9 protein-coding genes are annotated in these 13016 nt (G+C 69.7%); 5 read left to right on the top strand and 4 right to left on the bottom strand.

The window, feature by feature from the left end; all coding sequences use genetic code 11:
• Positions 1-349: 349 nt before the first annotated feature.
• On the top strand, positions 350-1768 hold the full coding sequence (locus tag ACG83_RS23140) for an amidase (RefSeq protein ID WP_054568299.1): 1419 nt from the start codon (positions 350-352) through the stop codon (positions 1766-1768).
• A gap of 130 nt (positions 1769-1898) precedes the next feature.
• Here the strand turns inward: ACG83_RS23140 and ACG83_RS23145 are convergent, their stop codons facing one another.
• Genes ACG83_RS23145 through ACG83_RS23155 form a run of 3 tightly spaced genes read right to left on the bottom strand, consistent with a single transcriptional unit; the run spans position 1899 to position 4642 of the window.
• Positions 1899-3089, bottom strand: a complete 1191-nt coding sequence (locus ACG83_RS23145; protein WP_054568300.1) for a cytochrome P450 — start codon at positions 3087-3089, stop codon at positions 1899-1901.
• A 42-nt stretch (positions 3090-3131) separates the two neighbouring features.
• The gene (locus ACG83_RS23150; protein WP_054568301.1) at positions 3132-3902 is read right to left on the bottom strand and encodes an SDR family NAD(P)-dependent oxidoreductase; all 771 of its coding nucleotides are present in this window, start codon (positions 3900-3902) and stop codon (positions 3132-3134) included.
• Positions 3899-4642 carry an SDR family NAD(P)-dependent oxidoreductase gene (locus ACG83_RS23155; protein WP_054568302.1) on the bottom strand — a complete coding sequence of 248 codons (744 nt, stop codon included), beginning with the start codon at positions 4640-4642 and terminating at the stop codon, positions 3899-3901. The genes ACG83_RS23150 and ACG83_RS23155 overlap by 4 nt, the downstream gene beginning before the upstream one ends.
• 488 nt (positions 4643-5130) lie before the next feature.
• Between ACG83_RS23155 and ACG83_RS23160 the strand changes: the two genes are divergently transcribed.
• From ACG83_RS23160 to ACG83_RS23170, 3 genes are all read left to right on the top strand, one after another.
• Positions 5131-6096, top strand: coding sequence for a formylglycine-generating enzyme family protein (locus tag ACG83_RS23160; RefSeq protein WP_054568303.1), 966 nt, complete (start codon positions 5131-5133; stop codon positions 6094-6096).
• 211 nt (positions 6097-6307) lie between these two features.
• Positions 6308-8668, top strand: a complete 2361-nt coding sequence (locus ACG83_RS23165) for an arylsulfatase (protein WP_054568304.1) — start codon at positions 6308-6310, stop codon at positions 8666-8668.
• A 63-nt stretch (positions 8669-8731) separates the two neighbouring features.
• The gene (locus ACG83_RS23170; protein ID WP_054568305.1) at positions 8732-9385 is read left to right on the top strand and encodes a class I SAM-dependent methyltransferase; all 654 of its coding nucleotides are present in this window, start codon (positions 8732-8734) and stop codon (positions 9383-9385) included.
• Positions 9386-9395: 10 nt separating this feature from the next.
• Here ACG83_RS23170 and ACG83_RS23175 read toward each other — a convergent pair whose 3' ends face one another.
• Positions 9396-10781 (bottom strand): sensor domain-containing diguanylate cyclase, encoded by a 1386-nt coding sequence (locus tag ACG83_RS23175; protein WP_235498116.1) that lies wholly within the window; start codon positions 10779-10781, stop codon positions 9396-9398.
• 796 nt (positions 10782-11577) lie between these two features.
• Here ACG83_RS23175 and ACG83_RS23180 point away from each other — a divergent pair.
• A complete protein-coding gene (locus ACG83_RS23180) occupies positions 11578-12984 on the top strand; it encodes an SRPBCC family protein (protein ID WP_054568307.1) in 1407 nt (468 codons plus the stop codon).
• Positions 12985-13016: the final 32 nt, after the last annotated feature.

Genomic DNA, 13016 nt, shown 5'->3' on the forward strand with positions numbered 1-13016 from the left:
CCAAACCGTGGAAGTGGCCAACAGGTGGGCCGTGCATGTCACATCAGCCGCAGGGTGTTCTCGTCGACGAGTGGGCCCGGTCGGCACATTCAGACCAGACTGGACCGACCTCGGCGGGCGCTGATCCGGCCGAGGGCTTCTCTGTTGGTGCAGGTCCGTCAGGTTGAGCACACATCGGTAACCCGGACGGGCGCCCGGCCCGACCGGAAATCCGGTGGACGGCGGTCGGTTGGGGGCGGCATGCTGCGCCTCATGCGAGCCTGAGTCGCCATCCAGTCGATCATCTCAGCGGCCGGTGCCCGGACGGCACCAGCCGTGGGTTCCCCCTGCCTTCGCACAGGAATGACTGATGGAGACTCACGAATACGCATGCCATGACGGGGTCGGCCTGAGCACGCTGATCCGCCGGGGCGAGGTTAGTGCCACCGAGGTCGAACAGGCCGCCCGCAGCGCCCTGACGAGCATGAACGAGAAGATCAACGGGCTGGCCGCCCCGCTGTTCACCCCGGCTCTGGAGCACGGGAACGGTCCGTTCTCCGGGGTGCCGTTCCTCATCAAGGACATCGGCCCGATGGCCCGGGGCGTCCGTTTCTTCTGCGGCAGCCGCGCCCTCGGCCCGGGTGTGCCGGCTCAGGAGGACCACGAGCTCATGTCGCGTTTCCGGGCGGCAGGGCTGGTCACGATGGGCCTGACGACCGCGCCGGAGCTGGGTCTCAACTTCGCCACCGAAGCGGTCCGGTACGGGCCGACCCGCAACCCCTGGGACCTCGGCCGCGGGGTCGGCGGCTCCAGCGGCGGCGCCGCGGCCCTCGTGGCGGCCGGCGCCGTCGCGCTTGCCCACGGCAACGACGGCGCGGGCTCGCTGCGCATTCCCGCGTCGTGCTGCGGGCTGGTCGGGCTGAAGCCGAGCCGCGGGCGCACCCCCGTCGGCACCGACACCGGGATGGGCCTGCTCGGGATGCTCAGCGAGTTCGCCCTGACCAGAACCGTCCGCGACACTGCCTGGCTGTTGGACGCCGTCGCCGGCCCGGCGCCCGGCGATCCGTTCGCCGTCGCGGCACCCACCCGCCGCTTCGCCGACGAGGTCACCGCGGATCCAGGTCGACTCCGGGTGGCCGTCACCACCCGGGCCTGGTCCGGGGGTGCGGTGGACGGTGAGGTGGCACAGGTGGCCGTGCGGGCCGCCGAATGTCTGGCCGGGCTCGGTCATCATGTTGACGTCGCCAGCCCGGCCGTCGACTGGGAGAGCGTGGTCAGCGCGGTGGCGGCGGAGGCGGCGGCCGCCGCGGCGCCTTTCCTCCTGGCGCCGCGGCAGCCACCGGCCGAGCGGCTGGAGGCCGTCTCCCGGGTGATGATCGCTGCCGCCCGGGAGCGCCGTGCCGTCGATCTGGTGGCCGGGCTGAACGCGGCCGGGCGGGTCAGCCGGACGGTCGCCGGGTTCTTCTCGGACACCGACCTGCTGGTCACGCCCACCCTCGCGCAGCCGCCCGCGCCCCACGGCACGCTGAACTACGACGAGGACGGGTACACCGTCGAAAGCTGGCTACGGCGCCTGTTTGACCACGGCCCATTCACCGCGGTGTTCAACATCACGGGCCAGCCCGCGATCAGCCTTCCGCTCGGCGAAAGCGCTGGCGGGCTGCCGATCGGGGTGCAGGTCGTCGCCGCGCACGGCCGTGAGGATCTGCTGCTGCAGGTCGCCGCACAGCTCGAGCGGGCGCTGCCCTGGGCGCACCGCACACCGACGGTGCACGCCAGCCGCCGCTGAGCCACCGGCACCACCGGATCGTTCGTACCGAGTGCCCCCTGACATCGCGGCTCCGGCGCAGCTGCGCGGCGCACAGGATCAGGGGGCCTCGGCTCCGGTCCTCCACGCGGCGTATTCGGACCGTGCGGCGTCAGCCGATGGCGGCGGGCATGCTGTCCCAGCCGCGCACGGTGGTGGTGGGCTTGCGGGTCGCGTTCGCCAGGTCGACGTCCCATTCGGGGAAACGGTTGAGCACCTCGTCGAGGGCGATGCGGCCCTCCATACGGGCCAGCGCGGCGCCGAGGCAGAAATGGGTGCCGTGGCCGAAGGTCAGGTGCTGGCTGATCCGGCGGTGGATGTCGAAGCGGTCCGGGTCGGTGAACTGCCGCTCGTCCCGGTTGGCGGACGACAGCATGAGCAGCAGGGCGCTGCCCGCCGGCACCGTCTGCCCGTGGTATTCGACGTCCTCGGTGATGTATCGGGCGACGTGCGGCCCGGGCGGCTCGAAGCGGAGCAGCTCCTCGATGGCGTTCGGGATGAGTGAACGGTCGGCGGCGAGCTGCGCCCGCTGGTCGGGGTGCTCCGCGAGGAGCTTGCCGAGCCAGCCGAACAGGTTGCCGGTGGTCTCGACGCCCGCTCCGGCGATGACCGCAAGAAAGATCAGAATCTCGTCCTTGGTCAGCCGCCGGGTCGTGCCGGAGGCGTCCTCGAACTCGACGCTCAGCAGCTCGGTGATGAGGTCGTCGGACGGGTTCTTCTCCCGCCAGGCCACGTAGTCGGCGTAGAACTCACCGTCGAAGTACTTCTCCTTGGTCACCTTGAGTGGTTTTCCACGCTCGTTGCGCAGGCCGCGCTGCGCGTGGTCACGCACCGTCGGATGTTCCGCGTCGGGGATGCCGACGAGCATGCCGATGGCGCGCATCGGCAGCTCGTCACCGAGGTCGATGACGAAGTCGAAGCGGTCCGCGCCCTCGAAGGGCTCCAGGCAGGCGATGCAGAAAGCCCGGATCTTCTCCTCGATGGCTCTCATCTTCTTCGGGGTGAAGGCGCGGGACACCAGGACACGGTGCACGGTGTGCAGCGGCGGGTCCTCGTTGATGAAAACCCCGGGTGGCATGACCGGATCGGCCTTGATGACCTCGAGAATGTCGCCCTTCGCCGAGCTGAGGCGCTTCAGGTCCTTCAGCGCGGCGCTGACATCGGCGAAACGGCTCAACCCCCAGAAGTCGAGCTTCTCGTTGTGGTAGAGCGGCGACTCTTCCCGCAGGCGACGGTAGACCGGGTACGGATCCACGTCGATTTCGATGTCGTATGGATCGTAATAGAGATCGCCCTGGCTCACGGACCCTCCTCGAACCGAGATTTACAGGCGTATAGCACGGGGTCAGATGCCGGCCGGGCCCGGGCCGCCGTTGACGTAGAGGGTCTGACCCGAGCAGAAGCTGGCGGCGTCGGAGGCGAAGAACAGCACGGCGCTGCCGATCTCGTCGGGTTCCCCCAGCCGCCCGGACCCGTTCATCAGGCCGATCGCGTCCGGGTCGAGGCCGTAGCGGGCGGCGTCGTCGGTCAGCGTGGCGGCCCGGACCGCCCCGACGGCGATCGCGTTGACCCGGATGCCCCTGCCCGTCCAGGCGGCGGCCATCGACCGGGTCAGGCTGTTGACCCCGGCCTTCGCCGCACCGTACGGCGCGGCCTGCGGCATCCCGAGCAGGCTGGCGCCCGAGGAGATGTTCACGATCGCGCCCCCACCCTGGCTCAACATGGGCTCCGAGGCGGCCCGGGAGAGGAACCACACGCTGCCGAGGTTGAGCGCCAGCACCTGGTGCCACTCGTCCTCCGTCCACCGACGCAGCGACTTCGTCTCGGCGCCGCCGGCGCAGTTGACGAGGATGTCGAGCCGGCCCAGCTCGGCCAGGGTGGTGTCGACGAGCTGATGGCACTGCTGCGCACTGGTCACGTCGGTCGGCAGCGCGAGCGCGCGTCGGCCCAGCGCCTCGACGTCCTTCACCGTGGATTCCAGCGGCTCCACCCGGCGCCCGGCGAGCACGACGTCCACGCCGTATTCGGCGAGCGCCAGCGCCGCACCCCGGCCGATCCCGGTCCCCCCGCCGGTGATGACGGCGACCCGCCCGTCGAGCGCGAAACGGTCCCTCACGTGAGCGCCCCTCCGTTGACCGCGATGACCTGGCCGGTGAGATAGCCGGCCTCGTCCGTGCACAGGAACGCGCAGACCGAGGCGATGTCATCACCGGTACCCAGCCGGCCGACCGGGACCATCCGCGCCAGCGTCTCGGCCCTGGGCAGGTGTTTCGACGCCTGCATGGACCGCAGCATCGGGGTGTCGGCGGTGAACGGCGGAATCGTGTTCACCGTGATCCCGCTGGCGGCGTATTCCAGCGCCAACGTCTTGGTCAGCGCGATGACGCCGCCCTTGGACGCCGCATAGTGGGCCTGGCGGGCGACCCCCGTCTGGCCCGCCGCCGAGGAGATCGTGACGATGCGACCCCAGCCGGCCGCCGTCATGTCGGTGATCGCCGCCTGTGCGCAGTGGAACGTCCCCGTCAGGTTGACCTCGAGCGCCTGCGACCAGACCTCGTACGTCAGCTCCTCGAAAGGCACGAACCCCGAGACGCCGGCACTGGTGACGAGGATTCCGACCGGCCCGAGCTCGGCTCGCACCACCTCGAACGCCTTGTCCACCGACGCCCGGTCGGCGACATCCACCCCGACGGCGGCCGCCCGGCTGCCCCCTGACCGCAGCCGGGCGGCCACCTGCTCCGCGGCGTCGACATCCAGGTCGAGCACCCCTACCGCGCTGCCCTGGCGAGCCAGATGCGCGCAGATCGACAGGCCCAGCCCCGACGCACCACCGGTCACCACCGCGACCCGACTCAACCTGGCCAACCTTCGCCTCCTCGCCACTCACCCACGGTCGCAAAGCACCCCACGCAGGAGCACTCTGTACGAATGTATGGCGCAATGCTATACGTTCGTAAAATTTTGTCCAGGGGCCCGTTTTGGAGGACCCTGGGGCCACTCGCGAAACCACGTCAACCAAGATCACCAATCGAGGCGGGTGCGGCCGAGATCGCCGCCCGAAGATCATGGGATTTTGGTTGTCCCGACGACCAAAATCCTCAACTCTTGCCCGGCAGCAACGGCTGCCCGAAGCTCGGGATTCGGCGGCGGCACGAACACGGCCAAAATCCTCAGCTCTCGCCTAGCAGGAACGGCAACGCTTGTAGGCAGCCTCGACTTGCGCGGGTCGCTGCGGGCTCGTCGCACGGAGGTAGGGCACGGTGGGGGCCATGAGCGCCCCAGCCGAGCCCGAGCAAAGCGCCGGAAACGTGCGATCCCCCGAGCGCACGCGTTCCCCCAAGGGCATGGTGCGGATCCCGGGCGGGACGTTCCTCATGGGGTCGGATCGGTTCTATGCCGAGGAGCGGCCCGTTCATCCGGTGGCGGTGGACGGGTTCTGGATGGATGAGCATCCGGTGACGGTCGCGAGGTTCCGCGCGTTCGTGAAGGCGACCGGCTATGTGACGGTCGCGGAGCGGGAGATCGATCCGGCGGACTACCCGGGCGCCGACCCCGCCGGGCTGGTGCCCGGGGCGCTGGTCTTCCGGATGACGTCCGGTCCGGTGGACCTGGACGACTGGCGACGCTGGTGGTCGTACGAGCCGGGGGCCTGCTGGCATCGGCCGCTGGGTACCGGCAGCACGGTGCACGGGCGGGAGCGGCATCCGGTGACGCAGGTGGCGTTCGCGGATGCCGCAGCGTACGCGGCGTGGGTGGGCAAGGACCTGCCGACGGAGGCGGAGTGGGAGTTCGCCGCCCGGGGCGGCCTGGACGGGGCGGTCTTCGTCTGGGGCGACGAGTTCACGCCGAAGGGGCGGCGGATGGCCAACATCTGGCACGGCGCCTTTCCCTGGCAGTACGTCCCGGCGTCGGCGAAGCAGCCGATGCCCGGTACGACACCGGTGGGTTCGTTCCCGCCGAACGGCTACGGACTGTGCGACATGGCCGGCAACACCTGGGAATGGACGGCCGACCACTACCTCGATCGGCATCCGGACCCGACCCCCCGGCCCTGTTGCGCCCCACGCAACCCGCGTGTCGACCGTCCAACCGCGACCGCGACCGCGACCACGGCCACGACTGCGGCCGCGACCGCACCGGCGTCGGCGTCGGCGTCGGCGTCGGCAGGACGGTTTCCGCGCCGAGTGACGAAGGGCGGCTCGCACCTGTGCGCGCCCAACTACTGCCTGCGCTACCGACCGGCCGCCCGCAGTGCCCAGAGCGAGGACACCGCGACCTGTCACCTCGGCTTTCGCTGCGTCATCCGCTGATCGACCCGACGGCCGCCCCGTTGAGAACGGAGGAACACGACATCCCGGTGCGCCGGGCCGCATCGGGCATTGCTCGTGCTCGCGCCTGCCGGGAGGCGGCCGGGCCTCGCAGGCCCGAGACTGCTGGCAGCCGCCGCTCGCCGGCGCCGTGCACGAGGGCTGGGTACCGCCACGGGGGCCGGGTACCGCCGCGCGCGTGAGGAGTTGGGCCATGCCAGACACGTTCCGCGGTGTCGTCAATCTGGACGTCCGCGACTCGGTGCCCGACTGGGGGCCGTACGAGCAGCCGAAGGCGGCCGCCGGCTCGCCCAACGTCGTGTTCATCGTCCTCGACGACGTCGGCTTCGGGGCGATGAGCTGCTACGGAGGCCCGATCAGGACACCGAACATCGATCGCATCGCCGCGAACGGCCTGCGCTACGCCCAGTGGCACACCACCGCCCTGTGCTCGCCGACCCGCTCGGCGCTGCTGACCGGGCGCAACCACACCACCAACGGGATGGCCTGCATCAGCGAGGCCGCGATCGGTTTCCCCAGCGGCAACGGCCGCATCCCGCCCGAATGCGCCACCCTCGCGGAGGTCCTCGTCGACAGGGGGTACCGCACCGCGCTGGTCGGTAAATGGCACCTCACCCCGGAGGACGAGATGAACCTCGCCTCCACGAGACACAACTGGCCCACCGGCCGCGGCTTCGAGCGGTTCTACGGCTTCCTCGGTGCCGAGACCAGTCAGTGGTACCCCGACCTCATCCACGACCAGCACCCCGCCGAGCAGCCGTCCCGGCCCGAGGACGGCTACCACTTCAGCGTCGACATCACCGACAAGGCCATCCGGTACATCGACGACGTCAAGGCCATCGCCCCCGAACAGCCCGTCTTCCTCTACTACGCGCCCGGCTGCGCCCACGCCCCGCACCAGGCGCCACCCGAGTGGATCGAGCGGTACCGGGGCCGGTTCGACGCCGGCTACGAGGCGATGCGCGAGGAGATCCTCGCCCGTCAGAAGGCGCTGGGACTCGTCCCGGAGAACACCGAACTGCCGCCGTTGAATCCGATCGGTACCCCGGAGACCCGCCACGGGCCCGGCGGCGAGCCGTTCCCACCGCTGGACTTCACCCGCCCCTGGGCGGAGCTGAACGAGGACGAACGCAGGCTGTTCGCCCGGATGGCCGAGGTCTACGCCGGATTCCTGTCGCACTGCGACGACCAGATCGGCCGGCTGCTCACCTACCTCGAGGAGATCGAGCAGCTGGACAACACGATCTTCGTGGTGGTGTCCGACAACGGCGCGAGCGGTGAGGGCGGCCCCAACGGCTCGGTCAACGAGAACAAGTTCTTCAACAATGTCGCCGATGACCTCGCCGAGAACCTCGACATGCTCGACAGGCTCGGCGGCGTCGAGACGTACGGCCATTACCCCAATGGCTGGGCCATGGCCTTCAACACACCGTTCAAGATGTGGAAGCGGTACTCCTTCAACGGCGGGACCTGCGACCCGTGCATCATCTCCTGGCAGGCCGGTATCAAGGCCCGCGGTGAGGTCCGCGACCAGTACCACCACGCGGTCGACATCGTCCCCACCGTCCTCGACTGCCTCGGCCTCGAGCTGCCCGGGACGGTCAAGGGCTACCCGCAGATCCCGCTGCAGGGCGTGAGCATGCGCTACAGCTTCGACGCCGCTGCCCTGCCGTCCGCCAGGAGCACGCAGTTCTACTCCATGCTCGGTACACGCGGCATCTGGCACCAGGGCTGGAAGGCGGTCACCACGCACCCCGCGCTCAGTGGCTGGGGCAGCTTCTCCCAGGACACCTGGGAGCTCTACCACGCCGAGGTCGACCGCTCCGAGATCACCGACCTCGCCGAGCAGGAACCCTGGCGGCTGGCCGAGCTGATCGGCCTGTGGTTCTACGAGGCCGGCGTCAACCATGCGTTCCCCCTCGACGACCGCTCCCCGCTGGAGGTCCTGGCCACCCCGCGCCCCGCGCTGACCCCGCCCCGCGACCGGTACGTCTACCGGCCCGGCGGCTCCGAGGTCCCCGAGTCCGTGGCGGTCAACATCCGCAACCGCTCGTACGCCATCGGCGCGCTCGTCGACCTGCCCGCCGGCCCGGAGGCGTCCGGTGTGCTGTTCGCCCACGGCGGTCGCTTCGGCGGTCACGCGCTCTACATCAAGGACGGCCGGCTGACGTACGTGTACAACTTCCTCGGCAGCGAGGAGCAGCGAATCATCGCCACCGAAGCCCTGCCGACCGGCGAGAAGATCATTCTCGGAGCCTCCTTCGACAAGGACGGGGAGGCGTCCCCCGGCGTCGCCACCGGCATTCTCAGCCTCCACCACGGCGACCGGAAGGTCGGCGAGGGGCGCATCCGGACCCAGCCCGGCAGGTTCACCCTCGCCGGCGAGGGCCTCAATGTCGGCCGGGACGGCGCCGACGCCGTCGCCTCCGACTACCGCGGGCAGGCCCCCTTCACCTTCACCGGCGGAACCCTGCACCGGGTGGCCGTCGACGTCAGCGGCGAGCCGTACGTCGACCTCGAACGCGAGGCCGAGGCAATGCTCGCCCGCGAGTAGGCGACCGCACCGGGACAACGCACCACGAGAACGCACCACGAGAACGCACCGGGATAATCAGCCATGGCTGAATCCGCCCCGGGTTATCTGGCGACCGTCGCGGCGGCGTATGACGGTGTGGCCGAGGTGTACTCGGAGCTTTTCGCCGGCGTGCTCGACCACCAGCCGCTGGAGCGTGCGCTGCTGTCCGTGTTCGCCGACCTCGTCCGCCCCCTGCCTGGCCCGGTCGCGGACCTCGGCTGCGGGCCGGGCCACGTGACGGCCCACCTGCGCGGGCTGGGGCTGGACGTGTTCGGCGTGGACCTGTCGCCGGAGATGGTCGCCCTGGCTCGGAGCACGCATCCGGGGCTGCGGTTCGAGGTGGGCACGATGACCGCGCTGAACCTGCCGGACCGCACGCTCAGCGGTGCCCTCTGCCGTTACTCGTTCATCCACACCCCGCCCGCCGACCTTCCCGACGCCCTCGCGGAGGTGCACCGCGTGCTGGCACCCGGCGGCCATCTGCTGCTCGGCTTCCTGGCCACCGACGAGCCCGACGCCGAGGTGCACACCTACGACCACCGGGTGACCGGCGCCTACCGCTGGCCGCCCGGCCAGCTCACGGAGCTGGCGGCGCAGGCCGGGCTGGTCGAGGTCGCGCAGCTGGTACGAACACCGACAGACGGGGAACGGGGCCGCCAGGCACAGCTGCTGGCCCGCCGCCCGCTGGGGACATAGGCGGCGAAGCTCAACTCCTCATGCCCTCCTCATACAGGAGGTAGCGCCCCCGGCCCTGCCGCTTGGCGGAATACATCGCAATGTCAGCCGCGTTGAGCAGTTCCTCGGGGTCAAGGAGCCCCGGGCCGGACAGCGCGACGCCGACGCTGGCGGCGACCGTCGGCCTGTCGCCGCGCCTGGCCAGTGCGAGCGCATCGACGACATGACCGGCGATCGTCTCGACCGCACCAACCGTCGCGATCTCCTCGCAGAGCACCGCGAACTCGTCGCCGGCGAACCGCGCCACGACATCGGCGGGCCGGACGGTTCGCCGCAGCCGGCCCGCGACCTCACGGAGCAGATCGTCACCCGCGCGATGGCCCAGCGTGTCGTTCACTGCCTTGAAGCCGTCGAGATCGACGAACAGGACAGCCACCCGACCGCTTCTCCGCCGGGAGCGGAGAAGCGCCCTGCCAAGATTCCGCAGGAACGAGGTCCGGTTCGGCAGCCCGGTGAGAGCGTCGTGCAGCGAACTGCGCCGCGCGGCGTCCGCGCGGGTGCGCTCGGCCTCACGCGCACGTGCCAGCATCAGACCGAGCGAGATCTGGCCGGCGATCGCCTCGACGAAATCCCGGTAGTCCTGATCCAGCGCAAGCAGGTCGCTGACCCCGATGACGAGGAGGCCGGCGGGCGTGGCAGTGGCAGCCGGGCGGTTCCTCAATGCCACCACCAACGCGGTTGCCGGCGCGGGAGAACCGCCGGCCAACTGGACGGACTCCCACTCCGGAAGCCGCGAGACAACCCGCCCGCCCGCCAGCGACGTCGCATCCACCACCTCAGGCAGGACGCCACTGCGATCGAGCACCGCGAGCGCATGCCGGGTCGCCCGTCGCTCTCCCAGTCCTGATGCCGCGACCGCCAGCGGCGCCGACAAGGACGGAAGCCTGTCCCAGAGCACCACGATGCTGTACGGAATATCCTCCGGATATTTTTCCAGCACTGCGGGGGTACGGGTGCATACGGAGCGCTGCGTCCGCAACCGCGTAAGGGTGGCGGTGAGCTCCCGCTGACAGGCCAGGCGCCTGGAATGGATCAGTTCTCGGGTCGTCTCCTGATACGTCGACAGGACTCCGGCTATACGCGCACCATCGGAAATTTCCCTTATGGGACTGAACGAAAAGGTGAAGTACGCCTCCTCCAGGTAGCCGTGCCGCCGAATCAGGAGGCGTTTGTTCGCCGACCACGTCGCCCCGCCCCCGGACATCACCTGGGCCGACAGAGGGTACAACTCGTCCCAGACCTCCGGCCAGACCTGCCGGAGCGGCATGCCCATAGCAGCCGGATGTTTGTCGCCGAGATTAGGTATACACGGGTCGTTGTAAATGTATGCGAGCTCCGATCCCCACATGACAATCATCGGGAACCGGGACTCCAGGCAGATGCACACCGCTGTCCGCAGGCTCGGGCTCCAGTCCCGAGGCGGGCCCAGTGTCGTGGCGGACCAGTCCTTGGCCGCGAGTACGCGGCCTGCCGCTCCAGATGCCGCAAACAGTGACTCCGGGTCCATGCCACGCCCGCGCCCCAGGGCCCGGGACGAGACAGGCCGACCCGTACCCCCAGCACCGCGGGCGCTCATGGACCGCGGAGCATCCGCGCGTGTCCTGGACCGTGCCGTCGCCCATCGACCCCCATCCGCCATCGCCCGACGCCCACCGGCCGCATGACACGTCATCTGGCCGACCGTCCGACGCTCCCTTGGCGGCACGGTGAACGCCCGTTGTCCGCAGCAACACCACATGTGTCCCCCGGCACCGAGCCACACAAGCAATCAGGACGCCCGTCAGCTCCCGTCCGGTCGCCGCACAGGAACACCGCGGCGTTCGCGATGTCCTCGGGGCGGCCGGCGCGGCGGAAGCGCGAGCGCGGCGATGATCGCGGGCCGCGAGCGCGGCGGTGATCGCGGGCCGCGAGCGCGGCGGTGATCGCGAGCCCGAGGCCTGACGCCCCGCCCGTCAGGACCGCGGTGGTCCCTTCGAAGCGCATGCGTGTCCGTCCTTGCTGATGGTGAGGGTGGCTTGACAGTGCCCGAGTGTGGCGCCCATCATGCCGCTAATCAAGCGATCGATTTTTTCTTCGGCCGGTGGTCCCCGCACGACCCCCGCACACGGAAACCCTTCGACCCTGTTTCGCCCTGCTCGAGGAGGTCTGGACTGATGACGATCAAGGCGGCGCAACCGACACAGCCGACGCGGCCGGCGCAGCCGACCCGGCCCGGGGAGTGGCTCGACGACCCGGCGACTGGGCTGTCGGGCCTGCACTCCGCGCCGGCCGACTTCCAGTGGAAGATTCCCACCGAGCGCTACACCTCGCCGGAAATCGCATTACAGGAACGCGAGCTGGTCTGGAAGAAGACCTGGCAGATCGTCGGCCGGGCCGACGAACTCGCGAAGGCCGGTGACTGGAAGACCTACCAGCTCTTCGACCAGTCCTTCATCGTGGTGCGAGGCCGCGACGACGTGATCCGGGGCTTTGTGAACGCCTGCCGCCACCGCGGCAACCTGCTGTGTGCGGAGCGCTCCGGCACCTCACGCCAGTTCCTCTGCCAGTACCACTTGTGGTCCTACGACCTGGAGGGCAACTGCCGGGGCATCCTGCGCGAAAACCTCGCGGGCGTCGACAGGAATAACGTCCCGTTGCTTCCCGTTCCGGTGGAGACGTTCGGCGGTTTCGTCTTCCTGAATCCCGACCCTGAGGCGAAGCCGCTCGCCGAGTACCTCGGCCCCGAGGTCGTCGAGCTGCTCCAGCCCTACACGATGGACCAGTTCATAACCGTCATGGACGTCGAGGAACCCCTCGAATGCAACTGGAAGGTCGTCATGGATGCCTTCCAGGAGGGCTACCACATCTGGGGCGTCCACCCGCAGCTCCTGAACGTGATCTTCCCGGACCCGGAGACGGGCCGTTACCGGTTCCTCGGCGACCACAGCGTCGCGACGACACCGTTCGACGTGCCCAGGGGCGAGCAGTTCGGCCCGGAGGAGCAGGTCGCCGGAATCCGCAAGCTCCCCGAGACCTTCCCCGCGATTCCGCTGATGCTTCCTCGTTTCGAGGAGCTCGTCGCCGAATACCGCGGCGCCGACGGCACCCTCGTCTTCCCGGAGGGCGTCACCGCGCGCACGCTGCTACAGCGGGCCACCCGCGACACGCTCACCGGAATGGGTCTGGACGTCAGTGGGCTGACGGACAACCAGATGACCGACAACCAGGGCTGGGTGCTGTTCCCGAACTTCTTCATGACGGTCCGCGCGGGCGAGTGCCACATCGTCATGCCCACCCCGCACCCCTCTGGTGACCCGAACCGATGCGTCTGGCGGGTCGCCAGCTACATGTACCTGCCGACGGAGCTCGCCGAGGTGGCGAAGGTGGAGCCGACAGTCGTCACGGAGCCGGGCAGCCACACCTATTTCGAAGCGCTGCAGCAGGACTACGAGCAGATGCAGCGCCAGCAGGCCGGGCTGCGCAACAGCCGCCTGGAGTTCGAGACGATAACCCGGGAGGAGATCGTCGTCGCGGCCTTCCACCATGTGCTCAACGGTTACCTGGCCGGCGCGAAGTCCTGACCGGCTGACCGGCTGACCGCGCCGCCGGGCCG

The organism is Frankia sp. R43, from assembly GCF_001306465.1.
Classification (GTDB): Bacteria; Actinomycetota; Actinomycetes; order Frankiales; family Frankiaceae; genus Parafrankia; species Parafrankia irregularis.

Bases quoted from the DNA above. Each gene is read 5' to 3' on its own strand.
- ACG83_RS23165 (WP_054568304.1), top strand. From the start codon at position 6,308: ATGCCAGACACGTTCCGCGGTGTCGTCAATCTGGACGTCCGCGACTCG.
- ACG83_RS23175 (WP_235498116.1), bottom strand. From the start codon at position 10,781: ATGATTGTCATGTGGGGATCGGAGCTCGCATACATTTACAACGACCCG.
- ACG83_RS23160 (WP_054568303.1), top strand. From the start codon at position 5,131: ATGGTGCGGATCCCGGGCGGGACGTTCCTCATGGGGTCGGATCGGTTC.
- ACG83_RS23180 (WP_054568307.1), top strand. From the start codon at position 11,578: ATGACGATCAAGGCGGCGCAACCGACACAGCCGACGCGGCCGGCGCAG.
- ACG83_RS23170 (WP_054568305.1), top strand. From the start codon at position 8,732: ATGGCTGAATCCGCCCCGGGTTATCTGGCGACCGTCGCGGCGGCGTAT.
- ACG83_RS23140 (WP_054568299.1), top strand. From the start codon at position 350: ATGGAGACTCACGAATACGCATGCCATGACGGGGTCGGCCTGAGCACG.